Here is a 26,260-nt window from a genome sequence, read left to right on the forward strand (position 1 = left end):
GATAAAGCGCTTTCGCGAGCAAGCCCGCTCCCACAGGGAGAGCAGGCAATGGAGCCGATCAGTAACGGTAAGCGTGCGGCTTGAACGGACCTTCGACGGTCACGCCGATGTAGTCGGCCTGGGTCTTGGTCAGCTGAGTGACGACGCCGCCGAAACCGCGGACCATTTCCAGGGCCACTTCTTCGTCGAGTTTTTTCGGCAGGACTTCAACCGTCAGGCGCTCGGCTTTCTGGGCCGGCGACAGGTCAGCGTACTTCTGGCCGAACAGGAAGATCTGTGCCAGCACCTGGTTGGCGAACGAACCGTCCATGATGCGGCTCGGGTGACCGGTGGCGTTGCCCAGGTTCACCAGACGGCCTTCGGCCAGCAGGATCAGGTAGTCGTCGTTCTGGGCATCGAATGCGCCAGGGCCGGTACGGTGGATCTTGTGAACCTGCGGCTTCACTTCTTCCCATGCCCAGTTCTTGCGCATGAAAGCCGTGTCGATTTCGTTGTCGAAGTGACCGATGTTGCAGACAACGGCGCGCTTCTTCAGGGCTTTGAGCATGTTCGCGTCGCAAACATTGACGTTGCCGGTGGTGGTCACAATCAGGTCGATCTTGCCCAGCAGGGCCTTGTCGATGCTGGCTTCGGTGCCGTTGTTGATGCCGTCGATGAACGGCGAAACCAGTTCGAAACCGTCCATGCAGGCTTGCATGGCGCAGATCGGGTCGACTTCGGAGACCTTGACGATCATGCCTTCCTGACGCAGGGACTGAGCGGAGCCCTTGCCCACGTCACCGTAGCCGATGACCAGCGCTTGCTTGCCGGACAGCAGGTGGTCGGTACCGCGCTTGATCGCGTCGTTCAAGCTGTGACGGCAGCCGTACTTGTTGTCGTTCTTGCTCTTGGTCACCGAGTCGTTGACGTTGATGGCCGGGATTTTCAGCTCGCCCTTGGCCAGCATGTCCAGCAGGCGGTGAACGCCGGTGGTGGTTTCTTCGGTGACGCCGTGGACGCGGTCCAGGATCGCCGGGTATTTCTTGTGCAGCAGCTCGGTCAGGTCGCCGCCGTCGTCGAGGATCATGTTGGCATCCCAAGGCGCGCCATCTTTCAGGATGGTTTGCTCCAGGCACCACTCGTACTCTTCTTCAGTCTCGCCTTTCCAGGCGAAAACCGGGATGCCGGCAGCGGCGATAGCGGCAGCGGCCTGGTCCTGAGTGGAGAAAATGTTGCAGGACGACCAGCGTACTTCGGCACCCAGGGCCACCAGGGTTTCGATCAGCACGGCGGTCTGGATGGTCATGTGGATGCAGCCGAGGATCTTCGCGCCTTTGAGCGGTTGCTCGGCGGAATACTTGCGGCGCAGACCCATCAGGGCTGGCATTTCGGATTCGGCGATGATGGTTTCGCGACGACCCCAGGCGGCCAGGGACATGTCGGCGACTTTGTAATCGTTAAAATCGGCAGGCGTGATAACAGCGCTCATGAGAGCCTCCATTCGTAATGTATGCGAATGGGCGCCGTTGTGCGTTTAGTGTCTGGCCGTGGCCGGACAACGCCCCATCCGAGCCTGACAGGTCGAACCTGCTGCAGCGCCCCTCGGACAGGTGGCGGGAAAACGGTATCCAATGAAGATGACCGTTTTGAAACGGGGGCGATTATAGCGGGCTATGCTGATCTTCCAAAGCCTTTCTGCAGGTCAATGCCCGAACGGTAATCGAGACCATAGTCGATGCTGAATAGAGCTCTGGTCCGGGCTCTGCCATGATGGCCGGCATCAATCGGCAAGACGGTCAGGAGTGAATATGAATTTCCACACCCGCAAATGGGTAAAACCCGAAGACCTCAACCCCAACGGCACGCTGTTCGGCGGCAGCCTGTTGCGCTGGATCGACGAAGAAGCGGCGATCTACGCCATCGTCCAGCTGGGCAACCAGCGCGTGGTCACCAAGTACATTTCCGAAATCAACTTCGTCAGTGCTTCGCGTCAGGGCGACATCATCGAGCTGGGCATCACCGCCACCGAATTCGGCCGCACCTCGATCACCCTGACCTGCGAAGTGCGCAACAAGATCACCCGCAAAAGCATCCTGACGGTGGAGAAGATGGTCTTCGTCAACCTCGGGGAGGACGGTCTGCCCGCGCCCCATGGTCGCACCGAGATCAAGTACGTCAAGGACCAGTTTCAGGATGATGCAATTTCCGAGTGAGATCGGCGGAGCGTCCTTCGCGAGCAAGCCCGCTCCCACACTTGATCCCCGTCATGCACACGTTAACGATCTAAGGTGGGAGCGGGCTTGCTCGCGAAAGCGGTCTCCCCGTCAACGATGATTCAGCGGACCACTGAACAGCGCCGAACCCAACGTGTCGTACCTACATGACACGCCACAGGTTCAGGAGCTTTATGGATACGCACAAAGACGGCAAGACCCCGGATCTCTCGGCAAAAGAGCAGCACGAGGTCGACAAGAACCAGCCACCGCGCGCGGCGGTGCTGCATGAAATCATTCGCACCCAGGGCGATCAGGAGCTGGAGCGCAGCATCGCCGCACTTTGGTGGTCGGCCCTCGCCGCGGGCCTGACCATGGGCCTGTCGCTGATGGCCATGGGGTTGCTCAATTCTCGGTTGCCGGACGGCGACGGCTTCAAGGTCATCGCCAGTTTCGGCTATTGCGCCGGTTTTCTCGCGGTGATCCTCGCCCGTCAGCAACTGTTCACCGAAAACACCCTGACGGCCGTGCTGCCGATCATGAGCAAGCCGACGCTGGCCAACTGCGTTCGCTTGCTGCGGTTGTGGACGGTGGTGCTGGTGGGCAATCTCTGCGGCACCTTGCTCGTGGCTTATGTGATGCTGCACCTGCCGATTTTCGACAGCAAGACCGACCTGGCCTTCCTCGACATTGGCCGCAAGGTCATGGAAAACGATACCGGCCAGATGTTCGCCAAAGGCATTGTGTCGGGCTGGATGATCGCCACCATGGTCTGGATGATCCCGTCCATGGAGAGCGCGAAGATGTGGATCATTATTCTCATCACCTACTTCATGGCGCTGGGCGACTTCACCCACATCGTGGTCGGCTCTGCCGAGGTCTCGTACCTGGTCTTCGCCGGGGAGCTGCCGTGGAAGGATTTCTGGCTGGTGTTCGCCGGTCCGACGCTGGCGGGCAACATCATCGGTGGCAGTTTCATTTTCGCGCTGATCAGCCATGCGCAGATTCGCAGCGAATCCGGCGTGCCAAAGGGCAAGGACAACGACACAGAGCCGAATGCCAAGGAAGACGCCCAGCCCTGAAGCAGGGCGAGGCATCAGCGCTCGCCCGGGGCTTCGCGTTTATCCGCCCGGAATCAGCCAGGCGCGGGCCTGCTCGATGGTGGTCGAGCGCGATGGACGCGACGAGGTCAGGGCGGTGCGCGAAACGTACCGTTCGATCATTCGATTGAGCACAGCGTTGTACTCTTCATCGCTCTTGGCGGTTCGCAAATCAACGATGGACTGGTTCAACAACCTGACGTTGGCATCCGGCTGACGAGGGCGATAGAGCGAGGGGTAGATCACTTCGCGAATGAAGTTTTCGCTCTTGGTGACGATGTCGCGCAGGCCCATTTCCTTGATCGCTTCGGTCATCACTGCTGACTTTGGCCCATGGGCACCGGCATCCATGCGCTTGACGGCTTGCAGCAGCTCCATGTAATCCGGATCGTTGCCGTGGTTGAGCTTTTTCGCCAGCCAGTCGATTTTTCCTGGCGCGTCGCCGAGCTGGTCCAGGGTCGCCAGTGCGTTACGCATTGCCGAGGTCAGCACCAGCGTATCCTTCGCCTTGGTTTTTGCCTCCATCAACGCGTGCTTCAAAGCATTCAATGCCTGTTGGGCTTCCTGCCGGAAGGTGATGACGGTCAAGGACTGCTGATCGTTCTGCAGCTCATGCGCGGTAGCTTCGAAGAGGGTGTCATCCAGCGCCAGCAGTGCGCCGCCGATGGAGGCGAACGTGTACGTTTTGCTGCTTTCGTGGCGGCTTAAGTGCTCCTCGACTTTCTTTTGCAGTTTTTCCTGCAGGTGGTTTTTATCCGCGAGGGGCATGCTGAAATTGACGGTGCCCTTGAACGTTCCGGTGAAGTCGCCCCTTTCGGTCCTCAAGGGAACCGGTACGGTTTCATCGGCAAAAATCTGGATGCCATGGGCTTCCTGGACGTCCCGAGCGCGGTATTGCACGCGGATCACCGAGTCGGTCATGGCTGAGAGCAGCGTACCGCGATCATTTTTTTCGCCGCCGTTCTCGCTCTCGAACTTGAGAATCAGTTGCTCGCTGTCAGGAATGGCGCTCATCCGGAATTGCGGCTCGTACAGGTCGAGCACCGGCGTGTTGAGCATGATTCCGCCGTCCTGGAACCGGGTGCGCTCCCCTTCAGCCTGAAAGGGCAATTGCTGCTCCGAAGGCTGTTGGAAGACAAAGGGCAGCGAGCCTGAAATATGCGCGGCGCGCGCCACATCCATGTCCGGGGTCAGGCTGGCGTTGAACACCACCATTTGTGGTCGTCCGTCGAACATGGCGGTGCCGGTGATGTGCAGTTGTTTGATTTCCGGCAGCTCTTTGCTCAGCGTCGCCAGATCACCGAAGGTGACGTAGCCGTTGGCGCTTATCTGTTTTACGCAGGCTTTGCTCGCTGGCGAAATCTGCCGTTGCGGATCATTGAGGGCATCGTTGAAACGCGACTGGATCGACTCAACCATTTTTTCCCGGATCAGTGCCTCCAGCGGCGCGGCCCTGGAGTGGAGGCGGGGCACCAGGTCGAATAGCAGCTGGCCGATGGTGCCGACTTTGCCCGGGATCTTCGCCACACCTTTGCCAATGGTCGAGCTGGCGTGCTGTAACTGTTCCAGCATTATGTTTTGACTGTCGAGCAGCGAAACGAGGTTGGTTTCGTCGGACATTTGGTCAAAGTCGGCGTGGCGCATGCCGCTGGCCAGAAAGGCCGCAGAAATGGCCCCGGCCGACGAGCCTGAGATGCTTTCGATCTTGCCCAGGGCCTGGCTGGCTTCAAGCGCTTTTACCATCCCGGCGAACGCCACGCCCTTCGCGCCACCGCCGCTGAGTACCAGGGTCTTGATGTCGGGGCGCTTAAGGTCCAGCTCAACCACGCCGTTTTCAAAGCGGCGGATGGTCAGCGCGCGATCGGTCAGTGCGTGTGCCAACGTTTCGCCCGGCCCTTGAGCGATTCGCATACCTCCATTCAGGAAATCACCCCAGTCATTTTCTTTCTGCGCGGGCGGTGATCCTTGAGCGCTACTTCCCTGAAGATGCGCGGTACTGGGCAAAACCGTGTTGGGAAATTTGATCATGTGCCTCTTCCTTTGAGAGCCGTTGGGGAGGCTGCACTTTAGGAGAGTCGAGGCCGCACAAGAGCGCGGGGTAGCAATTGGGAACAGATGGCCGAAGGCGATTGCCGTGGGACTTTTTCATGGCCTGAAAGGCTCTGGATCGGCCTTTCAGGTTGGCATCGGATCGTCGTGGAAACGGCCCGGAGACAATTCGGACAACGGGCGTCCTGAACGCCCCGAAGGTTGGGACCGATTTTCTGACGGGTTAGCCGGACACGTTGACCGTGGCCACGCGGCGGCGTTGCAGGACAATAAATAACAGCGCGGTCATCACCGTCAGCCCGCTGACCAGCGCGCCCGTCCAAGGCAAGTCCGCGAGGTCCGCGCCACTGGCGACGACCAGGCCACCCATCCATGCGCCGGCAGCGTTGCCGAGGTTGAATGCGCTTTGATTCAGCGTCGAGCCCAGGTTCGGCGCCTCGTGGGCCTGATCGATAATCAGCAACTGCAGGATCGGGCACAGCGCGAACGCGAAGATCCCCCACAGCACCAGCGTGATCGCCGCCGGGATTACCGAGTGGCTGGTCTGGGTAAACGCCGCCAGCACCACCACTACCGCCAGCGCCATGCCGACCAGCGAGGGCAGCAAACGACTGTCGGCCAGACGGCCGCCGAGCATGCTGCCCGCCGTCAAACCCACGCCGAACAACAGCAGCATGATCGTCACGCCATGGGGGCTCACGCCGGTGACGTCCTGCAGAATCGGCGCGATGTAGGTGAACACGCTGAACAGGCTGGTCGAGGCCAAGACGCTCATGCCCAGGGCCAGCAGCACGTTGACCTTGCCCAGCACTTTGAACTCGCTGGCCAGGTTGGCCTTGTCCATCGCGATGTTCTTCGGCAGCCACACCCACTGCGCGATGGCGGCAATCACTCCGATCACCGACACCGCCCAAAACGTCGAGCGCCAGCCGGCGTACTGCCCAAGCGCGGTGCCCAGCGGCACGCCGAGTACGTTGGCCAGGGTCAGGCCGGTGAACATCATGGCAATCGCCTGGGCCCGTTTGTTCGGTGCCACCAGGCCGGCCGCGACCACCGAACCGATGCCGAAGAACGCGCCATGACACAGCGCCGTGATCACGCGTGCGGCCATCAGTGTGGCGTAGTTCGGGGCGAGGGCGCAGAGGATGTTGCCGAAGATGAACATCAGCGTCATCCCCAGCAACGTGGCTTTGCGCGGCATGTTGGCGGTGCCGATGGCGAGGACGGGCGCGCCGAACACCACGCCCAGGGCGTAGCCGGTGATCAGCAGGCCGGCATCGGGAATGCTTACGGCCAGGTCGCGAGCGACGTCGGGCAGCAGGCCCATGATGACGAATTCAGTGGTGCCGATGCCGAACGCGGCAACAGCGAGGGCAAGCAGGGGGAGTGGCATGCGCAAGGTCTCTGTCGGTAGTCTTGACGCTGTGATCAGGCATACGCAGGCCGAAGACCGTTCTTGAGAAGAGCGGACCGAGGCAGGAATTATTGGAATTAGTCTGTGCGCAACTGAGTGCGGCGTGGTCGCTTGCAGTATAAACAGCTGCTGACATATGGCGAATCAATTCTCTCCGCTGAACCTGTAGGAGCAAGCTCGCTCCTACAGAGGGCGGAGCAAAAAAAGGAGTGTGCCGTGCTTGCAACGGCTTTGGTGTTAGTGGCGGCGCTGTTGCACGCGGCGTGGAATACGCTGATTAAATTCAGTGCAGAACGGTTGTTGGTCGTGGCCTGCATGGACAGCGTGGCGCTGTTGTTTGTCGCCCTGATGCTGCCATTCCTGGCGTTGCCGCCGATTGAAATCTGGCCGTGGATTCTGGCGTCGGCGGCGTTCGAGTTGCTGTATCGCTACTTGCTGATCCAGGCTTATCGGGTTGGTGACCTGGGGCTGGTTTATCCGCTGATGCGTGGACTGTCACCGCTGGTGGTGCTGGCCCTGACGCTGATCTTTGCCGGGGAAGTGCTGACCCATCAGCAGATCTTCGGCATCCTGCTGATTCCGTTCGGCATGCTATGCCTGTTGTGGCAGGGCGGTGGTGGCGCGCGTCTGCCCTGGTCGATGCTGCCGGTGGTGGCACTGATCGGGCTGTGCATCGGCTGCTACACCTTTATCGACGGCCAGGCGCTGCGGCGCTGGTCGCATCCGCTGGATTACCTGGTCTGGGTCACGTTGATCAGCGCCTGGCCGTTTCCGCTGCTGGCGCTGGTGCGCAAGCGACCGGCGTTCATGCTGTTCTGGCGCGAGCAGTGGCGGCTGGGCCTGGCGGTCGGATTCTGCGTGTTGTTCAGCTACGCTCTGGTGCTGTGGGCGATGCAGCTGGGTTCGATTGCCGAGGCGGCGGCCTTGCGCGAAATCAGCGTGATTCTGGTGGTGCTGTTCGGCATGCGTTACCTGAAAGAACCTTTCGGCCGGCCACGGCTCTTAGCCTGTGGACTGGTGTTGATCGGAATGCTGGTGATGAAGTTTTGACCGAAGCCTGACGCTTCCAACCTGGAAAAGGGATGACTTATGACGGTTGCTCTATGGTGCATTTTGATCGCGATTTTCCTGCCTTACCTGTGCACGGCGGTGGCCAAAGCCAGTGGTCGGTACACACTGAGTGACAACCATGATCCACGGGATTTTCTTGAGTCACTGAACGGTCTCGGTCGGCGCGCGCATGCGGCGCAACTGAACAGTTTTGAGGTCACCCCGGCATTCGCTGCGGCGGTGATCGTCGCGCACCTGGTCGGCACCGCACAGCTGGTGACGGTCAATGTGCTGGCGGTTTTGTTCATCACCAGCCGGCTGCTTTACATCATTTGCTACCTGGCCGACTGGGCGATTTTTCGGTCGTTGGTGTGGTTTGTGGGGATGGGGTTGATAGTGAGTTTCTTCGTAGTGTCAGTCTGAGACAACCTCGTAGGGTTTTCGGGCCCTTTCGCGAGCCAGCCCGCTCCCACAGTTGACCGCAATCATCTGTAGGGACGGGGGCTTGCTCGCGAAAGCCGCCGATCCTGCGCAGCAGAACTCAGGGGCTGGTCTTAGCCGCATCAGCCACCTGCGGCACTTGCGGCAACGCCGCGCCTTTGGGCCACAGCATCCAGATTTGCCCCTGCTGTTTCATGTCGCCCGCCAGTTGCCCGGCCGCTTCGCCGGTGCCCCAGAACAGGTCCGCACGGACTTCGCCGGCAATCGCGCCGCCCGTGTCCTGGGCCGCCACCGGTCGTACCAGTGGCGTGCCGTCCGGTTTAGTGGTCGATAGCCACATCAGGCTGCCCAGTGGAATCACCTTGCGGTCCACCGCGGCGCTATAGCCCGCCGTCAGCGGAACGTTCAGCGAGCCGCGAGGCCCTTCATTGCCGTCCGGGTTGCGGGTGAAGAACACGTAGCTGGGGTTGCTGCCGAGCAGTTCTGGAATGCGCGTCGGGTTGGCCTTGGCCCAGTTGCTGATCGCACCCATGGTCACGTCTTCTTTCTTCAGCTCGCCTTGCTCCACCAGCCAGCGGCCGATCGGTCGATACGGATGGCCATTCTGGTCGGCGTAGGCAATCCGCAACTGGCGCCCATCGTCGAGTTGTATGCGACCGGAGCCCTGGATCTGCAGGAATTGCAGGTTCATCGGGTCGGTCAGCCAGGCCACCACGGGCGCCTTGACCCCTTTGGTTTCAATGGTTGCCGCATCGTCGTAAGGCTTGAGTACGCGACCTTCGAGCCGTCCACGCAGGCGTTTGCCCTTGAGCTCCGGGTAGAGGCTATCCAGGGAGACGATGATCATGTCCTCGGGGACGCCATACACCGGAATATTCGCCGCGGTGGTCTGGGTCAGGCTGCCGGGATAGACCGGTTCGTAATAACCGGTGATCAGGCCGTTGGGATTGTCGTTGGCGGCGCGCAGGCCGTAGACGTCGAGGTTCTGTTTGAGGAAGCCGCGAATGGCGTTGGCGGTTGGCGGCACGTTGGCGGCAGCAGCGCAGGTCGGGCCCCAGACCGCATCGGCCTTGAGTCGGGTGCAGGCGCTGCGCCACGAAGCAAAACCGGCGACCAGATCGTTATCGGAGACGGTCGGCAGTGCATCCCAACTGGCACTGGAGTAGGTCGCCAGCGCGTGGGTTTTTGGTGTGTTGTTGTCACCGCCGGTGCAGCCCGCGAGTACGGCCACCATCGGGAGCGTCCACACGAGGTGCTGGCGCCATGCCTTGAAACGGCTGTTCATGAAGTAATTCCTTTGCCGGTTGCCCGAGTGCTCCCTGCCCTCGAACAACCCGTATTGATAATAGGGCTATTGGTGTTTGTCGGTGACGCGAGGATACTGGCCGCCGTTCCCCGTGACCTGAAGCCACCATGACTTTCAAAAGACTTTCCGTTGTATTGCTGGCCTGCCTGACGTTGTCCGCTTGCGGCGGTGTCGATCCGAACTCGCCGTTGGGTCAGCGCAAGGCGATTTTCAAACAGATGCTGAAGACCGGCGAAGACCTGGGCGGCATGTTGCGCGGCCGCGTTGCCTTCGACGGGGCGAAATTCGCTGACGGCGCGGTGAAGCTCGATGCGCTGTCCCATGAGCCGTGGAAACATTTTCCGCAGGTGCGCGAGGAAGATCACACCAGCGCCAAGGACGATGTCTGGCAGAAGCAGGCACGCTTTCAGGAAATGGCCCGCAACCTCGAAGCCGCCACCGGTGAACTGGTGGTTGCCAGCAAGGTTCAGCCTTACAAGGCCAGTAACCTCGGGCCGGCGGTGCAGAAAGTCGAGGATGCCTGCAGTGCTTGCCATAAAGAGTTTCGGGATCATTGATTGATTGCAGGATGCGCGGTGCGGCCAGCGAAGCGGTTGGCGATCGTGAAGACCTGATCGCCAGCGAGCCAGCTCCTGCCGGTTATTTGTCCAGTTCGTCGAGTGCGTCCTGCAGCTCCTTGCGGGACTCGGCCAGCTTGTCTTTGCGCTTGTTGATCTTCTCGGGGTCGCCTTTCTTCATGGCTTTGTCGAGGTCGGCCTGACGTTTGCTGACTTCATGCTTGGCGTCGAGGACCTTGTTTTCCCGCTCTTTCTTCAGCGAAGCGTCGGTGCAGTGGGCGGTGACTTCGCTCAGGGCTGTTTCAAGGCCCGCCTGCTGATCGGCGTTGCCGTGGGACTTGGCCAGTTCGATCTGGTTGATGATGCCCTGTTTCTTGGCGGCGCAACCGGTCAGGCCCGGGGCTTCTTCGGCGGCCATCAGCGGAGCGGCCATCACGCCGCAAAGGGCCAGCAGGGCGAGCGGTGAAAGAAATTTCATAAAAGCTCCATGTGCAAGTGCAATCGTGGCGATGGGTGTTTGAGCCCGTCGCCAACGTTGGGTTCCCGTGTGGGCGGGCATCGCGGTCACTAAAAACCGTCGATCCCCGCCGCACGTAATGTGTCACGCAAGGCCAGAACCTGCGGGTCGCGAAAAAACGCGCTCAATTGCGCTGCGCGTCCCGGGCCGATGCCGGCCTCGGCCTGCCATTGTGCGGTGTCTCGTTGTGCCAGTTCCTGCCAGGAATCGGCAAGTCGTGCCTGGCCAGTCGGCGGTAAACCAAGCGCGTTGAGCCAGCGGGCAAAAGGACGTTGGCGAGCGCTGTTGAAGCTGTTTGAAAGACGAGCCGCACTGCGTTCGCCGAAGCCATCAATGTTAGCAAGCTCTTGAGCATCGAGGGTCAACCAATCCAGCAGGCCGTTGAGATGGCCTGTTTCGAGAAGTTTCCTCCAGGTCCCGGGGCCAACATGGGGCAAGGCCAGCCCCTGTTTGCCGCTGAGCCAGGCCAGTCGCGCGAGGAATTGGCTTTCGCAACCGGGCGTCGGCTGCCAGCAACTCAACGAATGAAAGTCGGCGGCCAACGGTGCCTTTAATTGCGCGCGCTCGGTGGCACGCAGGACCACGCCATCGAGCCTGGGAATGGTCAGCCCCGCGAGGCTGATGGACACCTGATCGCCGGGGCGGATATCCAGTTCCTCCCAGCGTCGCAGGGAACTGACACTCACGCGTTTGATCTGCCGATCATCCAGCGTTACCGGTTTCAGCTCCAGCACCGGTGTGATCCGGCCGGTACGGCCGACCTTGAACTCGACTTTTCGCACCTCGGCCAGCGCCTGGGCAAAGGGGTATTTCCAGGCGACGGCCCAGTAAGGCGTTTTCGCCTGCCAACGTTCGGCCGCAGGACGCTGGCTTTGGCGCAGGACCACACCGTCGCTGGCAAACGGCAGGGGCGAGCGATACCAGTGATCGCGCCAGTGTTCGGCCTCGGCGAGTGACTGGATCGGGTGGCTGTAAGGCGCCGGGCTCGGCAAACCCAGTTCCTCCAGCTCGGTAACACGCGAGGGCAGGCTGGCCGGGCCTCGCGGCCAATCCCAGACAAACAGGCCAATGCCGGCGGCGTGCTCGGGGGTGAGTTCCTTGCGGGCCATCAATCCTGCCACCGTGGAGCGGGCATTGAGGCTGCCGGCCTTGGCTTGCACATGGTCGGTCAGGCGCCAATAGAGTTCGCCCTGCACCAGCACATCCAAGGGTTGAGTCAGTTGGTTGGGGATGGCAGGGATCTGCTGCGCCGGGATCGTCCAGTCCTGTCCGTTCATACCGTCGCCGCGACTGATTGCCTGGTGCAGCCAGCCGTTGCGATAAACCAGGGTGACCGCCACGCCGTCCACCTTGGGTTGTATCCAGATGTCCTTGCGGTCGTGCAGCCAGTGCTCGACCGCGCGGCCATCCCGCAGCTTTTCCAGGCCAGTGTGGGCAATCGGGTGGGCAATCTTGCCGCCAGCGGTGCGCAAAGGCTCGGGTGTCGGGCCGAGGCCAAAACACTCGCGCCAGTCGGTCAGTCGCGCGCGGGATTGATCGTAGAGTTCGTCGGCGACCAGCGAGCGGCCACGGCGGTGATAGCTGTCGTCCCAGGTGTCGATTTGTTTTTGCAGGGCGGTGATTTCTTCGAGCGCCCTGGCGGGTGGCCAGTCGGGGCAGTCGGCGGCCTGTGAAACGGAGCAGATCAAGGCCAGGAAGAAAACTGAAAACAGGCGCAGAAGCATTGTGAGCGTCCTTGCTCAATGGGATTGCTTGAAGGCTAGTCAGGTTTTGTGTGCAAGAAGGGTGGGTGTTTTGCCTGGTGTTTCCGGTGTAGAACGAAATCCAATAAAAAGCCCCGCACGGCGAACCGTGCAGGGCTTTGGGTGCTACCGGAAAAGTCTTACAGGCCGGCCGCCGAACGCAGCTCTTCAGCGCGGTCGGTTTTTTCCCAGGTAAACGTGGTGAAGGTGTCTTCGCCCACGGTCTTGGTCGCCGGGGTGCGGCCGAAGTGGCCGTACGCTGCGGTTTCCTGGTACATCGGGTGCAGCAGGTCGAGCATGGTGGTGATCGCGTATGGACGCAGGTCGAACACTTCGCGAACCAGCTTGACGATTTTGTCGTCGCTGATTTTGCCGGTGCCGAAGGTGTTCAACGAAATCGACGTAGGCTGGGCCACACCGATTGCGTAGGACACCTGGATCTCGCAACGCTCGGCCAGGCCGGCTGCGACGATGTTCTTGGCTACATAGCGACCGGCGTAGGCGGCCGAACGGTCAACCTTCGATGGATCCTTGCCGGAGAACGCGCCGCCGCCGTGACGGGCCATGCCGCCGTAGCTGTCGACGATGATCTTGCGACCGGTCAGGCCGCAGTCGCCTACCGGGCCACCGATGATGAACTGGCCGGTCGGGTTGATGTGGAACTGGGTGTCTTTGGTCAGCAGTTCGGCAGGCAGTACGTGCTTGACGATCAGCTCCATCACGCCTTCGCGCAGGTCTTTGTAGGACACGTCAGGGTTGTGCTGGGTCGACAGTACAACGGCGTCGATCCCCACCACCTTGCCGCCTTCGTAACGGCAAGTCACTTGCGACTTGGCGTCCGGACGCAGCCAAGGCAGCAGGCCGGATTTACGGGCTTCGGCCTGGCGCTGAACCAGTTGGTGCGAGAAGGTGATCGGTGCTGGCATCAGCACGTCGGTTTCGTTGCTGGCGTAGCCGAACATCAGGCCCTGGTCGCCGGCGCCCTGATCTTCTGGCTTGGCGCGGTCGACACCCTGGTTGATGTCAGGGGACTGCTTGCCGATGATGTTCATCACGCCGCACGTCGCGCCGTCGAAGCCGACGTCGGAGCTGTTATAGCCGATGTCGAGAATCACGTTACGCACGATTTCTTCCAGGTCGACCCAGGCCGACGTGGTGACCTCACCCGCGATGATTGCCACACCGGTTTTCACCAACGTCTCGCACGCCACACGGGCGAACTTGTCTTCAGCAATGATGGCGTCCAGCACCGCATCGGAAATCTGGTCGGCGATTTTGTCCGGGTGCCCTTCGGACACGGACTCGGAGGTGAAGAGGGAGTATTCGCTCATCTCGATTTTTTCCTGAATTTACCGATGGTGAGTGTCGCCAGTCGGCCGCTGAAAATGGCGGACCTGGATCTGGAAACCATTACGTAAGCCTACATAGAGGCTTTCCCCGGGAACGAGTCCCGCAGCGGTGGCCCAACGGGCCAAATCGTCCTGTTCAAACCCCAACCACAGATCACCGCAGGCCTCCCTGGCCCAACTCTGGTTGTGGCTACATAACTCTGTCACGAGCAGGCTACCGCCCGGTTGCAGCAAATCAGCCATCTGCCTGAGCGCATCAGCCGGCGCGGCAAAGTGGTGCAGCACCATGTTCAGTACCACGCAATCGGCCTGCACGCTGGCACCCTTCAGTGCATCGGCCAGTTGCAAGCTGACGTTAGCCAGCGCTTCACGGTCGCAGACCTGGCGCGCCAGCTCGAGCATCGCCGGGCTGTTGTCCAGCGCCGTAACGTGGCGGAAACGGCGCGCCAGTTCCGGCAGGAAAGCGCCGTCGCCGGGGCCGACTTCAATGGCCGTCGCCGTTTCACTGAAGCTCAGTTTGTCGAGCAGGGCCACCACGCTGTCGCGATACTGTGGCAGGCCGGCAATCAAATCCTGCTGGGCGCGAAACTTCTCCGCGACCCGTGAGAAAAAATCCTGGCTGGCGGCGGCGCGTTGCCCGTGGACCTGGCCGATCCGCGCCTGCACATCGGCAGGCAGGGTCAGGTTATCCACTTCATCGAGCAGCGCGGCGTGCAGCTTGCCGCCCAGCAGTTCGGTGTGGGGCAGGGCGCGGCGATAGAAAATCGCATTGCCTTCACGGCGCGTCGCCACCAGGTCGGCCTGGGCCAGGACCTTGAGGTGGTGGCTCATGCCCGACTGGCCGATGCCGAAAATCTGCGCCAGTTCCAGTACACCAAACGAATCGTTGGCCAGTGCGCGCAATACATTCAATCGCAGCGGGTCACCGCCGGCCTTGCACAGGGCCGCCAGCTCGTCGCAATCATCGTGTTGAATGGAAGGCACGCGTAAATTCATAGGGCCAGCAGTCTAGTGACGCTCCGAAAGCATCGCAAGAGCAATATCAAAAAGTTTTGATATTGCTCGATAGATGGCACTTCTCGGGGAAAGGGTCACTCTACAATTCGTCAGCGGAAAGGTTTCATCAGGCGAATGCGAATTTATCCACCGGAAAAACGCCTTCAGATGACTATCTGTCATTGCCCCGAGGCGGGTCGGTGAGGGAAAATGCTCGCCTTTTTTCCGTTTCGTTTTATTCAAACCCTAGGAGATCAGCGATGCCCAGCCGTCGTGAGCGTGCCAACGCCATTCGTGCCCTCAGCATGGATGCCGTGCAAAAAGCCAACAGCGGCCATCCCGGTGCCCCGATGGGTATGGCGGATATCGCCGAAGTACTTTGGCGTGACTACCTGAAGCACAACCCGAGCAATCCATCGTTCGCCGACCGTGACCGCTTCGTGCTGTCCAACGGCCACGGCTCGATGCTGATCTACTCGCTGCTGCACCTGACCGGCTACGACCTGTCGATCGATGACCTGAAAAACTTCCGCCAGCTGCACAGCCGCACCCCGGGCCACCCGGAATTCGGCTACACCCCTGGCGTTGAAACCACCACCGGTCCGTTGGGTCAGGGCCTGGCCAACGCCGTGGGTTTCGCCCTGGCAGAAAAAGTCCTGGCGGCGCAGTTCAACCGTCCAGGCCACAACATTGTTGACCATCACACCTACGTTTTCCTGGGTGATGGCTGCATGATGGAAGGCATTTCCCACGAAGTCGGCTCCCTGGCCGGTACTTTGGGCCTGGGCAAGCTGATCGCCTTCTACGATGACAACGGCATCTCCATCGACGGCGAAGTCGAAGGCTGGTTCACCGACGACACGCCGAAGCGTTTCGAAGCCTACAACTGGCAGGTGATCCGCAACGTCGATGGCCACGATCCTGAAGAGATCAAGACCGCCATTGAAACTGCCCGCAAAAGCGCGCAGCCGACCCTGATCTGCTGCAAGACCACCATCGGTTTTGGCTCGCCGAACAAGCAGGGTAAAGAAGATTGCCACGGCGCCCCGTTGGGTGACGCGGAAATCGTCCTGACCCGCAAGGCGCTGAACTGGAATTACGGTCCGTTCGAAATCCCGGCCGACATCTATGCCGAGTGGGACGCCAAGGAAAAAGGTCGAGCCGCTGAAGCCGAGTGGGACCAGCGTTTCGCTGCCTACTCCGCTGCGTTCCCGACCGAAGCCAACGAGCTGGTTCGTCGCCTGAGCGGCGAACTGCCGGCTGACTTCGCGGAAAAAGCCTCGGCCTACATTGCTGAAGTCGCGGCCAAGGGCGAAACCATCGCCAGCCGTAAAGCCAGCCAGAACGCCCTGAATGCCTATGGCCCGCTGTTGCCTGAACTGCTCGGCGGTTCCGCTGACCTGGCCGGCTCCAACCTGACCCTGTGGAAAGGTTGCAAAGGTGTTTCGGCCGAAGACGCCAGCGGCAACTACATGTACTACGGCGTTCGCGAATTCGGCATGAGCGCGATCATGAACGGCGTGTCCCTGCATGGCGGCCTGGTGCCTTACGGCGCGACTTTCCTGATGTTCATGGAATATGCGCGCAACGCCGTGCGCATGGCGTCGCTGATGAAGAAGCGCGTGGTGTTCGTCTACACCCACGACTCCATCGGTCTGGGCGAAGACGGCCCGACGCACCAGCCGGTCGAACAACTGACCAGCCTGCGCAGCACACCGAACCTCGACACCTGGCGCCCGGCCGATGCCGTGGAATCGGCGGTGTGCTGGAAACTGGCGCTCGAGCGCAAGGACGGCCCTTCGGCGCTGATCTTCTCGCGCCAGAACCTGCAGCATCAGGAGCGTGACGCCAGCCAGATCGCTGACATCGCCCGTGGCGGTTACGTGTTGAAGGACTGCGTCGGCGAGCCTGAGCTGATCCTGATCTCCACCGGTTCGGAAGTGGGCCTGGCGGTTCAGGCTTACGACAAGCTGACTGCGCAGGGTCGCAACGTGCGCGTTGTGTCGATGCCGTGCACCAGCGTGTTCGATGCCCAGGACGCCGGCTACAAGCAATCGGTCCTGCCGTTGCAGGTCAGCGCGCGTATCGCCATCGAAGCCGCTCACGCGGACTACTGGTACAAGTACGTGGGCCTGGAAGGCCGCGTCATCGGCATGACCACCTACGGTGAGTCGGCGCCGGCGCCAGCGTTGTTCGAGGAGTTTGGCTTCACCCTGGAAAACATCCTGGGTCAGGCTGAAGAGCTGCTGGAAGACTAAGTCCAAAGAGCTGCATCGTCTGGGCTGACGCCTTCGCGAGCAGGCTCGCTCCCACAGGGTTCTGTATTGCCCTTGTGGGAGCGAGCCTGCTCGCGATAGCGGTGGTACAAACAGCGCAGAACTGACGGATATACCCCGGTAATCGAGAACCCCCATGCCTCAACCGCGTCCCTACAAAGTTGCACTCAACGGCTACGGCCGGATTGGTCGTTGCGTCTTGCGTGCGCTGTTCGAGCGAGGCGAGAAGGCCGGGTTTGAGATTGTTGCGATCAACGATCTGGCCGACATGGCCAGCATCGAATACCTGACACGCTTCGACTCCACGCACGGGCGTTTTCCCGGCGAAGTGCGAGTTGAGGGCGATTGTCTGCATATTCATGGCGACTGCGTGAAAGTCTTGCGCAGTGCCACCCCTGAAGGCATCGATTGGGCGTCACTGGGCGTCGACCTGGTGCTGGAGTGCTCCGGCGCTTACCACACCCGTGAAGACGGCCAGCGCTTCCTCGACGCCGGTGCGCCGCGGGTGCTGTTTTCCCAGCCGATGGCCAGCGAGGCGGATGTCGATGCCACCATCGTCTACGGCGTAAACCAGGATTGCATGACCGGCGACGAACTGCTGGTGTCCAACGCCTCCTGCACGACCAACTGCGGCGTGCCGCTGCTGCGCCTGCTGGATCAGGCCATTGGTCTGGAATACGTGTCGATCACCACCATCCACTCGGCAATGAACGACCAGCCGGTGATCGACGCCTATCATCACGAAGACCTGCGCCGCACCCGTTCGGCATTCCAGTCGGTGATCCCTGTGTCCACCGGTCTGGCGCGCGGCATCGAACGCCTGCTGCCGGAACTTGCCGGGCGAATCCAGGCCAAAGCCGTACGCGTCCCGACGGTGAACGTGTCCTGCCTCGACATTACGATGCAGACCGTCAGTGACACCGACGCTACCGAGGTCAACCGGATACTGCGTGAGGCTGCCACCAGCGGTCCGCTCAAGGGCCTCCTGGCCTACACCGAGTTGCCTCATGCCAGTTGTGATTTCAACCATGACCCACATTCGGCCATTGTCGATGCCAGTCAGACCCGAGTTTCCGGCCCGCGGCTGGTGAACATCCTGGCCTGGTTCGACAACGAATGGGGTTTTGCCAACCGAATGCTGGACGTTGCAGAACATTATCTGCAAACAGCTGCCTCTCAAAAACAGTAGGAAATGCGACCCATGACCGTGTTGAAGATGACCGACCTCGATCTGCAAGGTAAGCGCGTACTGATCCGCGAAGACCTCAACGTCCCAGTCAAGGACGGTGTGGTCACCAGCGATGCGCGAATCCTGGCTTCGCTGCCGACCATCAAGCTGGCCCTGGAGAAAGGCGCGGCCGTGATGGTCTGCTCGCACCTTGGCCGTCCGACCGAAGGCGAGTTCTCCGGCGAGAACAGCCTCAAGCCTGTCGCTGACTACTTGAGCAAGGCCCTGGGCCGCGAAGTGCCGCTGGTCGCCGACTACCTGGGCGGCGTGGACGTCAAGGCCGGCGACATCGTGCTGTTCGAAAACGTGCGCTTCAACAAGGGCGAGAAAAAGAACGCCGATGAACTGGCCCAGCAATACGCCGCCCTGTGCGACGTGTTCGTGATGGACGCCTTCGGCACCGCTCACCGCGCCGAGGGGTCGACCCATGGCGTGGCCAAGTTCGCCAAAGTCGCCGCGGCCGGTCCGCTGCTGGCCGCTGAACTGGACGCACTGGGCAAAGCCTTGGGCTCGCCGGCCCAGCCAATGGCGGCCATCGTTGCCGGCTCCAAGGTGTCGACCAAACTCGACGTGCTGAACAGCCTGAGCCAGATCTGCAACCAGCTGATCGTCGGCGGCGGCATTGCCAACACCTTCCTGGCCGCTGCCGGTCACCCGGTTGGCAAATCCCTGTATGAGCCGGACTTGCTGGACACCGCTCGCGCCATCGCGGCCAAAGTCAGCGTGCCGCTGCCGGTCGACGTGGTTGTTGCCAAGGAGTTCGCTGAAAGCGCCAGCGCGACCGTCAAGCTGATTGCCGACGTGGCCGCGGACGACATGATCCTGGACATCGGCCCACAGACCGCGGCGAATTTTGCCGAACTGTTGAAGTCGTCCAAGACCATCCTGTGGAACGGCCCGGTGGGCGTGTTCGAATTCGACCAGTTCGGTAACGGCACCAAAGTGCTGGCCCAGGCCATCGCGGAAAGCTCGGCGTTTTCCATCGCGGGCGGCGGCGACACCCTGGCGGCCATCGACAAGTATGGCGTGGCCGATCAGATCTCTTACATCTCCACCGGTGGTGGCGCATTTCTCGAGTTCGTCGAAGGCAAAGTGCTGCCGGCCGTCGAAGTCCTGGAATCCCGGGCCAAGGCCTGAGGCTGATTTGGCCAGGCAAGGGAGTGTTCACATGGTCAAGATGCTCGCGCTGTTGATCGTTGCGGGGTCGCTGGCAGCTTGCGGGAGTAACCCGAAGGCCAAGCCGGAGCCCGCGCCTCAGTCAGTGGAAAAAGGCTGTTACCAGGCCGACTGGCAGGCGGAGACCAACCCGGTGCTCAACAAGCGTTCCGGGCCTGATGGCCTGGACAAATATGAAACGCAGACGCCCGCCAAGGAACATGGTTGCCCTTGACGGGTCTGACTCCTTACTCAGGGCTGATGGCGGGTGCCGTCAGCCGAGGAACACGGATGAAAGGTTTTATCGCCATTACGGCGCTGGCACTGCTGGCGGGTTGCTCGAATTTCAACCTGTTCAAGCCGGCCGAATCGACGGACAACTGGACCACCTGGACCTGCGACAGTCAGGCCAAAGTGCTCTGGCGCTACACTGATGACAGTCGCAAGGCCGTCGATGTACGTCTCGGCGGGGCCGATCAGGTATATCGCCTGAAGCTTGAACCGGGCGCCGAAGGTTCGTTGTACAGCAATGACATGCTGGCGTTTCACGTAAAAGGTGAGGAAGGCCTGGTTTACTGGGTCGCCACCAATGATTTGATTGGCCGTGGTTGCAAGGCGCAATAAACGGACTGCGCCCTATCTGTAGGAGCGAGCCTGCTCGCGAAAGGGCTCTGACAGGCACTGCACCAGCGACGGCGAGATTGCTTTCGCGAGCAGGCTCGCTCCCACAGGGAGTCTGCGCAGTTCTCACGATTTTGTTGTACCGAATCACCAGAGCGGGCCTCGACCCCCGATCTGCAAAAACTTGAATAGCCGCCGCCGCTCCGGCAGGCTGGCACGATTAACGACCCAAACCGGGAGAGACCTACACAATGGCACTTATCAGCATGCGCCAGATGCTGGACCACGCAGCCGAGTTCGGCTACGGCGTTCCAGCCTTCAACGTCAACAACCTTGAGCAGATGCGCGCCATCATGGAAGCCGCTGACAAGACTGACTCCCCGGTGATCGTCCAGGCTTCGGCCGGTGCTCGCAAATACGCTGGCGCGCCGTTCCTGCGTCACCTGATCCTGGCCGCCATCGAAGAATTCCCGCACATCCCGGTGTGCATGCACCAGGACCACGGCACCAGCCCTGACGTCTGCCAGCGCTCCATTCAACTGGGCTTCAGCTCGGTAATGATGGACGGTTCCCTGGGCGAAGACGGCAAGACCCCGACCGACTACGACTACAACGTGCGCGTTACTCAACAAACCGTGGCCATGGCGCACGCCTGCGGCGTTTCGGTCGAAGGCGAGCTGGGTTGCCTGGGTTCGCTGGAAACCGGCATGGCCGGTGAAGAAGACGGCATCGGCGCCGAAGGCGTTCTGGATCACAGCCAGATGCTGACCGACCCGGAAGAAGCCGCTGACTTCGTCAAGCGCACCCAGGTCGATGCCCTGGCCATCGCCATCGGCACCAGCCACGGCGCGTACAAGTTCACCAAGCCGCCGACCGGCGACGTGCTGGCGATCGACCGCATCAAGGAAATCCACAAGCGCATTCCAAACACTCACCTGGTGATGCACGGTTCGTCTTCGGTTCCGCAAGAGTGGCTGGCGATCATCAACCAGTACGGCGGCGACATCAAGGAAACCTACGGCGTACCGGTTGAAGAAATCGTCGAAGGCATCAAGCACGGCGTGCGCAAGGTCAACATCGACACCGACCTGCGCCTGGCGTCCACCGGTGCCATGCGTCGCCTGATGGCCACCAACCCGAGCGAGTTCGACCCGCGTAAATTCTTCGGCGCCACCGTGACTGCGATGCGTGATGTGTGTATCGCGCGTTATGAAGCTTTCGGCACCGCCGGCAACGCTTCGAAGATCAAGCCGATCTCCCTGGAAGCGATGTATCAGCGTTACCTGAAAGGTGAATTGAACGCCAAGGTCAATTAAGCCTTCAGCGTCCAGCCATAAAAAAACCCGCAGAAATGCGGGTTTTTTGTTTTTCAATCCTTTGAATCCCCTTGTAGGGGCCAGCTTGCTGGCGATGGGCTTTGGAGCGCCGCGTTCATTCAGGCAGCACGCGTCATCGTTAACGACCATCGCGAGCGAGCTCGCTCCTACAGGGGGGGCGTGCGATGGGCGGTTTTGCGGTCGGAGTTACTTATCGTGATCGATATCCAGCTTGCGAAATGTCACTTTCCCGCCTTCACTGGTGTACCCGGTATTGTCCTGCACATACACCCCGGCCTTGAAATACAAGGGTTTGTCCCGCCAGGTCTTGCTGATGTCGGTGTCCCACTGATAACCCGCGGCGCTGATACCGAGTGCGCCCCCCGGGCTTAGGTGGATGAGGTAGGAAAATTGCTGGTCCAGTTTCACGCCCGTGGCGATCGTGATCACCCGGCCTTCGCCGTCATCGGGGTGCATGCGCACTTTAGCGACGATGTTGCCGGTCTTGCTGCTGGTCTTGTATTGATACTCGACCTTTACCAGAGGCTTCTGGCTTTCATAGGCATGAATCTGGCCGATGACGATCTTGCCCGAGCTCGGCACCTGGTTCACTGTCAGGGTGGCGCGCAGGGAATTGTCGGCGTCGGGGTAGAGCCAGTTGCGCAGGGTGCCGTTGCTGTAGGTTTCCCTTAATTCGGTACGAGGGTATTTGGCGTTTTCGGTGCGGGTGCCGGTCACCGGCGACCAGAAAAACAAGGTGCCGGTGTCGGAGTGGAAGTATTGATCCTTGAAGCCCTTCACCAGTTTGGCGGTTTCGACGGTGTACGGCGGGTTGCCGACAGGAACGCTAAGGTTCCAGGTTGCGAGATCGATCATAGGCAAAAGCTTCCACGAATTTTGCAGCACGCACGTACCAGAAGCTCTAGCACGCGCCTTGGAGGGCGGTCTTTATAAGCGTAGAAGGCTATTTTGTTAACGCCTGTCTGACAGATGGATGACGTCAAAATCCTGTTAAAAGGCCATCTCTCCCGTTTCTAGCGGCGTGTAGAGGTGACCGTTAGTCGGTAAATGAACCCATTGGTTAAATGATGGCGTACTGACAGCTTCTGCTTTACCGTGTCCCGGTCTAGAGTGAAAGCTTAGTATTTGTCCGGTTTTCACGAGAAACCGGCCTGACGCCCCGACAAGAGAAGCAGCATGGAATGCGCGCAAACTACGCCAGCCGACGGCAGCTCAACCCTTTTAATCGTCGATGATTACCCTGAAAACCTGATCAGCATGCGCGCGTTGTTACAGCGCCAGGACTGGCAGGTCATTACGGCTGCGTCCGGTTTTGAAGCCCTCAGTCTGCTGCTTGAACACGATATCGACCTGGTGCTGCTGGATGTGCAGATGCCGGGCATGGACGGTTTTGAAGTCGCGCGCCTGATGCGCGGCAGCCAGCGCACTCGTCTGACGCCGATCATTTTCCTCACCGCCAACGAGCAGTCCCAGGACGCCGTGATCAAGGGCTACGCCAGCGGTGCGGTGGATTACCTGTTCAAACCGTTCGACCCGCAGATTCTCAAGCCCAAAGTCCAGGCGCTGCTCGAGCACCAGCGCAATCGTCGCGCGTTGCAGCGTCTGAGCCACGATCTGGAGGTCGCTCGCGCGTTCAATGCGTCGGTGCTGGACAACGCGGCCGAAGGCATCCTGGTGGTCGGCGAAGACGGTCTGATCCGGTTTGCCAACCCGGCGATGTCCCGGCTGCTCAACGCCACGCTGCAGGAACTGCAAGGCAAAGAGTTTCTCGATTACCTGCAAAAACCTCATATCCCGGTGTGGGCCGATTCCGAGTTGTTTGCCGGTTACCGGCGCGGGGAGACCTCGCGCCTGCATGACGCGTTGCTGCGAACCGCCCCCGGCCAGCAGGTGCCGGTGGCGCTGTCCTGCGCGCCGCTGCCCGCCGAGCAACATGCCATGGTGGTGACGGTGCTGGACATGTCGGTGGTGCGCCACCTGCATCAGCAATTGGAGTTTCAGGCCGTCACTGATCCGTTGACCGGGCTGCTCAACCGCCGGGGCTTCTATCAAACTGTCGAAAACCTGCTGCTGCGCGGCGAGCGCGCTGACAGCGCGTGGGTGTTGCTGTACCTCGACCTCGACGGCTTCAAACGGGTCAACGATTCCCTCGGCCACGATGCCGGCGACCGGGTGTTGCGCTGGGTTTCCGAGCAGTTGAAGGCCTGCCTGCGGCCCTTCGACATTCTGGCGCGCATGGGCGGTGATGAGTTTACGGCGTTGCTCGATCTGGAATTCCCCGAGCAAGCGGCGAAGATTGCCGAGAAGCTCATCGAACGCGTATCGATCTGTCAGCAGATCGACGGTCTGGACATCGCCCTGGGTGCCAGCATCGGCATCGCCACCTACCCGGAATGCGGGGCCAATCTCGACGGTTTGCTGCGCGCTTCGGACATCGCCATGTACGAAGCCAAGCGTGCCGGTCGCCAGCAATATCGCTTTTATGATCACGACATGAACGGTCGCGCGCGTTCGCGGTTGATGCTCGAAGAAAGTGTGCGCACGGCCATCGAAAGCCGTGATTTCAACCTCGTGTATCAGCCGCAGGTGGCGATCGACGGCGGGCGGATTCGCGGCTTCGAAGCGTTGCTGCGCTGGCAGCACCCGAGTGTCGGCGACGTGCCGCCCGGGTTGTTTTTACCGTTGCTGGAAGAGGCGCGGTTGATCAGCCGTCTGGGCAGTTGGATCTATCACCGCAGCGCCGGGCAACGCAAAGCCTGGGAAACACTGTTCACCGAGGACCTGGTGCTGGGCGTCAGCTTGAGCAGCACGCAGTTCGGCATGCCCAACCTGGTCACCGAGTTGCGCCAAGTGCTGGAGCGTCACGGCTTGGAGGCGCGGCATCTGGAAGTCGAGGTCACGGAAGAGGCCTTGATGCACAACCCGGAGGAAACCCGCAAACAACTGCGTCTGCTGCGTAACCTGGGGGTGCGGGTGGCGCTGGATGATTTCGGTTCCGGACCGTGCTCGCTGTCCCATCTGCGCGACCTGGAGCTGGACACGCTCAAGCTCGACCGGCATGTGATCGCCCGTTTGCCCGCCTCCTCGCGGGACGCGGCGCTGGTGCGCAACGTGATCGACCTGTGCAAGCAATACGGCATGCTGGTGATCGCCGAAGGGGTGGAAACCATCGCGCAATATGAGTGGCTGCAAGCCAATGGCTGCGAGTACGTGCAAGGTTTCCTGGTGGCGCACCCGATGGTTGCCGAAGAGGTTGGCGACTTCGTCCAGCCGTTTGACTGGAGCGCGCTGGCCGAATGAATTCGCTACACTGGCGACCTTTCCGTAATTGACGTTGCCGCCCCGATGACTGCCTTGAAATTCCTCCAGGCCTATCCCGTTGCGTTGCAGGATCAGGTGCGCCAGCTGATCGCCGAAGGTCGGCTGGGCGATTACCTGAGTCAGCGTTACCCGCAACAGCACGATGTGCAGAGCGACAAGGCGCTGTACAGCTATGCCCTGGACCTGAAGCAGGAATACCTGCGCAACGCCCCCGCCATCGACAAGGTGTTGTTCGACAACCGCCTGGACCTGACCCACCGTGCGTTGGGCCTGCACACCACGATCTCGCGGGTGCAGGGCGGCAAGCTCAAGGCCAAGAAGGAAATCCGCGTCGCCTCGTTGTTCAAGGAAGCGCCCGCCGAGTTTCTGAAGATGATCGTGGTGCACGAGCTCGCGCACTTCAAGGAATCGGATCACAACAAGGCGTTCTACAAACTGTGCGAACACATGTTGCCGGGGTATCACCAGGTGGAGTTCGACTTGCGGGTGTACCTGACGTGGCGGGAATTGCAGTAAGCCCAGGAGTGTTGGATGGACGTAAGCAAAACCAAGAGCAGCTTCTATCGCCGGCTGTACGTGGCGTACCTGATCGACAGCGGGCTGGCCAGTAGCGTCCCGGCCTTGACTGAGGTGACCGGCATGCCCCGGCGCACGGCCCAGGACACCATCGCGGCGTTGGCGGATCTGGACATCATTTGTGAGTTCGAGCAGGAAGAGGGCGCGCGTAATCATGCCGGGCGCTATCGGATTCGCGAGTGGGGGGCGATTGATCGGGGATGGATCGAGCGTAATTTGCGGCAGATCAAGGGGGTGTTGGAGTATCCCTGACATCTGCGTTGTTTGGACTGACGCCTTCGCGAGCAAGCCCGCTCCCACATGATCCAAGGTGGGAGCGGGCTTGCTCGCGAAGAGGCCGTCAGGCGCGGCGCATGCCTATGTGTGGAATGCCATCCTCGACATATTCCTCACCCGCCACGACAAATCCATATCGCCCGTAATACCCCTGCAAATGTGCCTGGGCCGAGAGGTACACCGGCACTTCAGGCCAGCGCTTCTGCGCCTGTTTCAACGCCTGGGCAATCAGCTCATGGCCCAACCCCTGGCCGCGATAATCCGGCGCGGTGATCACCCGCCCGATGACCACGTCGCCGCCCTGCAACTCCGGATCGAGCAAGCGCAGGTACGCTGCCAGCCGATCGCCCGCCCAGGCCATCAGATGGCAGGTGTCACCCTCCAGATCCTGACCATCCACGTCTTGATACACACATTTCTGCTCGACAACGAACACCTCGGCCCGCAGCTGCAGAATGGCGTACAGCTGCTCCTTGCCAAGATCGTTGTGGTGTTTGCAGACCCAATCAATTGTCATCTTCACATTCCTTGACCCAGTGGCGTCGATACTAAGCGTCTGGACGAACGATGTCTCGATGGCGGAGAAATCTGTGACAAAGGCCAAAATGCCATCATTCATTTCTCGCGCTGCTGTCTTCTTTGTGTAATCTGGGAAGAAGCGCTGTGCAGTGGCTTCGATGAGCTAATGTTAGTACCTGGGTTTTGCCGGTAAGGGGCCTTAGGAGTTTTGGCTGAAAACACGCCGGGCAGCCGCCCG

General features: G+C 60.7%; 24 protein-coding genes and 1 riboswitch. Of the genes, 14 read left to right on the forward strand and 10 right to left on the reverse strand.

What is annotated here, in order from left to right:
* Nucleotides 1-58: 58 nt before the first annotated feature.
* Entirely contained in the window at nucleotides 59-1,468 is a 1,410-nt protein-coding gene (gene ahcY / locus NTD84_RS23700; protein ID WP_253433143.1) for an adenosylhomocysteinase, read from the reverse strand.
* A gap of 22 nt (nucleotides 1,469-1,490) precedes the next feature.
* Nucleotides 1,491-1,589: riboswitch (S-adenosyl-L-homocysteine riboswitch) on the reverse strand.
* Nucleotides 1,590-1,787: 198 nt separating this feature from the next.
* Here ahcY and NTD84_RS23705 point away from each other — a divergent pair.
* Nucleotides 1,788-2,192 (forward strand): acyl-CoA thioesterase, encoded by a 405-nt coding sequence (locus NTD84_RS23705; RefSeq protein ID WP_315975573.1) that lies wholly within the window; start codon nucleotides 1,788-1,790, stop codon nucleotides 2,190-2,192.
* Between the two features lie 194 nt (nucleotides 2,193-2,386).
* A complete protein-coding gene (locus NTD84_RS23710; RefSeq protein WP_262170653.1) occupies nucleotides 2,387-3,274 on the forward strand; it encodes a formate/nitrite transporter family protein in 888 nt (295 codons plus the stop codon).
* 39 nt (nucleotides 3,275-3,313) lie between these two features.
* Here the strand turns inward: NTD84_RS23710 and NTD84_RS23715 are convergent, their stop codons facing one another.
* Together NTD84_RS23715 and NTD84_RS23720 are read right to left on the reverse strand one after the other, a co-directional pair.
* Complete coding sequence (locus NTD84_RS23715) at nucleotides 3,314-5,203, reverse strand: patatin-like phospholipase family protein (protein ID WP_262170656.1); 1,890 nt, start codon at nucleotides 5,201-5,203, stop codon at nucleotides 3,314-3,316.
* 361 nt (nucleotides 5,204-5,564) lie between these two features.
* Nucleotides 5,565-6,734, reverse strand: coding sequence for an MFS transporter (locus tag NTD84_RS23720; protein ID WP_262170658.1), 1,170 nt, complete (start codon nucleotides 6,732-6,734; stop codon nucleotides 5,565-5,567).
* 237 nt (nucleotides 6,735-6,971) lie between these two features.
* Between NTD84_RS23720 and NTD84_RS23725 the strand changes: the two genes are divergently transcribed.
* Nucleotides 6,972-7,805 carry an EamA family transporter gene (locus NTD84_RS23725; RefSeq protein WP_262170660.1) on the forward strand — a complete coding sequence of 278 codons (834 nt, stop codon included), beginning with the start codon at nucleotides 6,972-6,974 and terminating at the stop codon, nucleotides 7,803-7,805.
* A gap of 39 nt (nucleotides 7,806-7,844) precedes the next feature.
* Entirely contained in the window at nucleotides 7,845-8,228 is a 384-nt protein-coding gene (locus NTD84_RS23730) for an MAPEG family protein (RefSeq protein ID WP_262170662.1), read from the forward strand.
* Nucleotides 8,229-8,346: 118 nt separating this feature from the next.
* On the opposite strand, the gene NTD84_RS23735 is transcribed toward NTD84_RS23730, so the two are convergent.
* A complete protein-coding gene (locus NTD84_RS23735; protein WP_262170665.1) occupies nucleotides 8,347-9,531 on the reverse strand; it encodes a murein transglycosylase A in 1,185 nt (394 codons plus the stop codon).
* Between the two features lie 128 nt (nucleotides 9,532-9,659).
* Here NTD84_RS23735 and NTD84_RS23740 point away from each other — a divergent pair, with 128 nt between their 5' ends.
* On the forward strand, nucleotides 9,660-10,109 hold the full coding sequence (locus tag NTD84_RS23740; RefSeq protein ID WP_262170668.1) for a c-type cytochrome: 450 nt from the start codon (nucleotides 9,660-9,662) through the stop codon (nucleotides 10,107-10,109).
* Nucleotides 10,110-10,191: 82 nt separating this feature from the next.
* Here the strand turns inward: NTD84_RS23740 and NTD84_RS23745 are convergent, their stop codons facing one another.
* The 4 genes from NTD84_RS23745 to NTD84_RS23760 form a co-directional block, all read right to left on the reverse strand.
* Nucleotides 10,192-10,587 carry a DUF1090 domain-containing protein gene (locus NTD84_RS23745; RefSeq protein WP_262170671.1) on the reverse strand — a complete coding sequence of 132 codons (396 nt, stop codon included), beginning with the start codon at nucleotides 10,585-10,587 and terminating at the stop codon, nucleotides 10,192-10,194.
* 89 nt (nucleotides 10,588-10,676) lie between these two features.
* Nucleotides 10,677-12,350, reverse strand: coding sequence for an NAD-dependent DNA ligase LigB (gene ligB / locus NTD84_RS23750; RefSeq protein WP_262170674.1), 1,674 nt, complete (start codon nucleotides 12,348-12,350; stop codon nucleotides 10,677-10,679).
* Between the two features lie 158 nt (nucleotides 12,351-12,508).
* Entirely contained in the window at nucleotides 12,509-13,699 is a 1,191-nt protein-coding gene (gene metK, locus NTD84_RS23755; RefSeq protein WP_262170677.1) for a methionine adenosyltransferase, read from the reverse strand.
* Nucleotides 13,700-13,717: 18 nt separating this feature from the next.
* Entirely contained in the window at nucleotides 13,718-14,713 is a 996-nt protein-coding gene (locus NTD84_RS23760; RefSeq protein WP_262170679.1) for an ArsR/SmtB family transcription factor, read from the reverse strand.
* 260 nt (nucleotides 14,714-14,973) lie between these two features.
* Between NTD84_RS23760 and tkt the strand changes: the two genes are divergently transcribed.
* The 6 genes from tkt to fba all read left to right on the forward strand — a co-directional run bounded on the left by tkt (nucleotide 14,974) and on the right by fba (nucleotide 21,309).
* A complete protein-coding gene (tkt, locus tag NTD84_RS23765; protein WP_262170681.1) occupies nucleotides 14,974-16,971 on the forward strand; it encodes a transketolase in 1,998 nt (665 codons plus the stop codon).
* Nucleotides 16,972-17,125: 154 nt separating this feature from the next.
* Nucleotides 17,126-18,178: an erythrose-4-phosphate dehydrogenase gene (gene epd, locus NTD84_RS23770; protein WP_262170684.1), complete on the forward strand. Its 1,053-nt coding sequence runs from the start codon at nucleotides 17,126-17,128 to the stop codon at nucleotides 18,176-18,178.
* Between the two features lie 12 nt (nucleotides 18,179-18,190).
* Entirely contained in the window at nucleotides 18,191-19,354 is a 1,164-nt protein-coding gene (locus NTD84_RS23775; protein ID WP_262170686.1) for a phosphoglycerate kinase, read from the forward strand.
* Between the two features lie 31 nt (nucleotides 19,355-19,385).
* Complete coding sequence (locus tag NTD84_RS23780) at nucleotides 19,386-19,607, forward strand: hypothetical protein (RefSeq protein ID WP_262170688.1); 222 nt, start codon at nucleotides 19,386-19,388, stop codon at nucleotides 19,605-19,607.
* Between the two features lie 56 nt (nucleotides 19,608-19,663).
* Nucleotides 19,664-19,996, forward strand: coding sequence for an MliC family protein (locus NTD84_RS23785; protein ID WP_262170690.1), 333 nt, complete (start codon nucleotides 19,664-19,666; stop codon nucleotides 19,994-19,996).
* A 248-nt stretch (nucleotides 19,997-20,244) separates the two neighbouring features.
* Complete coding sequence (gene fba, locus NTD84_RS23790; RefSeq protein WP_008081027.1) at nucleotides 20,245-21,309, forward strand: class II fructose-bisphosphate aldolase; 1,065 nt, start codon at nucleotides 20,245-20,247, stop codon at nucleotides 21,307-21,309.
* A 207-nt stretch (nucleotides 21,310-21,516) separates the two neighbouring features.
* On the opposite strand, the gene NTD84_RS23795 is transcribed toward fba, so the two are convergent.
* Entirely contained in the window at nucleotides 21,517-22,185 is a 669-nt protein-coding gene (locus tag NTD84_RS23795; RefSeq protein ID WP_262170692.1) for a polysaccharide lyase family 7 protein, read from the reverse strand.
* 321 nt (nucleotides 22,186-22,506) lie between these two features.
* On the opposite strand from NTD84_RS23795, the gene NTD84_RS23800 reads away from it, so the two are divergent.
* From NTD84_RS23800 to NTD84_RS23810, 3 genes are read left to right on the forward strand one after another with little or no spacing between them, the layout of a single operon-like run.
* A complete protein-coding gene (locus NTD84_RS23800) occupies nucleotides 22,507-24,630 on the forward strand; it encodes a putative bifunctional diguanylate cyclase/phosphodiesterase (RefSeq protein ID WP_262170695.1) in 2,124 nt (707 codons plus the stop codon).
* Nucleotides 24,631-24,675: 45 nt separating this feature from the next.
* A complete protein-coding gene (locus tag NTD84_RS23805) occupies nucleotides 24,676-25,167 on the forward strand; it encodes a M48 family metallopeptidase (protein ID WP_262170698.1) in 492 nt (163 codons plus the stop codon).
* Between the two features lie 15 nt (nucleotides 25,168-25,182).
* Complete coding sequence (locus NTD84_RS23810; RefSeq protein WP_262170701.1) at nucleotides 25,183-25,479, forward strand: winged helix-turn-helix domain-containing protein; 297 nt, start codon at nucleotides 25,183-25,185, stop codon at nucleotides 25,477-25,479.
* An 88-nt stretch (nucleotides 25,480-25,567) separates the two neighbouring features.
* Here NTD84_RS23810 and NTD84_RS23815 read toward each other — a convergent pair whose 3' ends face one another.
* The gene (locus tag NTD84_RS23815) at nucleotides 25,568-26,020 is read right to left on the reverse strand and encodes a GNAT family N-acetyltransferase (protein ID WP_262170703.1); all 453 of its coding nucleotides are present in this window, start codon (nucleotides 26,018-26,020) and stop codon (nucleotides 25,568-25,570) included.
* Nucleotides 26,021-26,260: the final 240 nt, after the last annotated feature.

The organism is Pseudomonas sp. 14P_8.1_Bac3, from assembly GCF_025466085.1.
GTDB lineage: Bacteria > Pseudomonadota > Gammaproteobacteria > Pseudomonadales > Pseudomonadaceae > Aquipseudomonas.

Bases quoted from the DNA above. Each gene is read 5' to 3' on its own strand.
- fba (WP_008081027.1), top strand. From the start codon at position 20,245: ATGGCACTTATCAGCATGCGCCAGATGCTGGACCACGCAGCCGAGTTC.
- NTD84_RS23705 (WP_315975573.1), top strand. From the start codon at position 1,788: ATGAATTTCCACACCCGCAAATGGGTAAAACCCGAAGACCTCAACCCC.
- ahcY (WP_253433143.1), bottom strand. From the start codon at position 1,468: ATGAGCGCTGTTATCACGCCTGCCGATTTTAACGATTACAAAGTCGCC.
- ligB (WP_262170674.1), bottom strand. From the start codon at position 12,350: ATGCTTCTGCGCCTGTTTTCAGTTTTCTTCCTGGCCTTGATCTGCTCC.
- tkt (WP_262170681.1), top strand. From the start codon at position 14,974: ATGCCCAGCCGTCGTGAGCGTGCCAACGCCATTCGTGCCCTCAGCATG.
- NTD84_RS23810 (WP_262170701.1), top strand. From the start codon at position 25,183: ATGGACGTAAGCAAAACCAAGAGCAGCTTCTATCGCCGGCTGTACGTG.
- NTD84_RS23735 (WP_262170665.1), bottom strand. From the start codon at position 9,531: ATGAACAGCCGTTTCAAGGCATGGCGCCAGCACCTCGTGTGGACGCTC.
- NTD84_RS23785 (WP_262170690.1), top strand. From the start codon at position 19,664: ATGAAAGGTTTTATCGCCATTACGGCGCTGGCACTGCTGGCGGGTTGC.
- NTD84_RS23720 (WP_262170658.1), bottom strand. From the start codon at position 6,734: ATGCCACTCCCCCTGCTTGCCCTCGCTGTTGCCGCGTTCGGCATCGGC.
- NTD84_RS23740 (WP_262170668.1), top strand. From the start codon at position 9,660: ATGACTTTCAAAAGACTTTCCGTTGTATTGCTGGCCTGCCTGACGTTG.
- NTD84_RS23715 (WP_262170656.1), bottom strand. From the start codon at position 5,203: ATGCGAATCGCTCAAGGGCCGGGCGAAACGTTGGCACACGCACTGACC.
- NTD84_RS23805 (WP_262170698.1), top strand. From the start codon at position 24,676: ATGACTGCCTTGAAATTCCTCCAGGCCTATCCCGTTGCGTTGCAGGAT.
- epd (WP_262170684.1), top strand. From the start codon at position 17,126: ATGCCTCAACCGCGTCCCTACAAAGTTGCACTCAACGGCTACGGCCGG.
- NTD84_RS23775 (WP_262170686.1), top strand. From the start codon at position 18,191: ATGACCGTGTTGAAGATGACCGACCTCGATCTGCAAGGTAAGCGCGTA.
- NTD84_RS23730 (WP_262170662.1), top strand. From the start codon at position 7,845: ATGACGGTTGCTCTATGGTGCATTTTGATCGCGATTTTCCTGCCTTAC.
- NTD84_RS23815 (WP_262170703.1), bottom strand. From the start codon at position 26,020: ATGACAATTGATTGGGTCTGCAAACACCACAACGATCTTGGCAAGGAG.
- NTD84_RS23710 (WP_262170653.1), top strand. From the start codon at position 2,387: ATGGATACGCACAAAGACGGCAAGACCCCGGATCTCTCGGCAAAAGAG.
- NTD84_RS23795 (WP_262170692.1), bottom strand. From the start codon at position 22,185: ATGATCGATCTCGCAACCTGGAACCTTAGCGTTCCTGTCGGCAACCCG.
- NTD84_RS23800 (WP_262170695.1), top strand. From the start codon at position 22,507: ATGGAATGCGCGCAAACTACGCCAGCCGACGGCAGCTCAACCCTTTTA.
- NTD84_RS23760 (WP_262170679.1), bottom strand. From the start codon at position 14,713: ATGAATTTACGCGTGCCTTCCATTCAACACGATGATTGCGACGAGCTG.
- NTD84_RS23780 (WP_262170688.1), top strand. From the start codon at position 19,386: ATGGTCAAGATGCTCGCGCTGTTGATCGTTGCGGGGTCGCTGGCAGCT.
- metK (WP_262170677.1), bottom strand. From the start codon at position 13,699: ATGAGCGAATACTCCCTCTTCACCTCCGAGTCCGTGTCCGAAGGGCAC.
- NTD84_RS23745 (WP_262170671.1), bottom strand. From the start codon at position 10,587: ATGAAATTTCTTTCACCGCTCGCCCTGCTGGCCCTTTGCGGCGTGATG.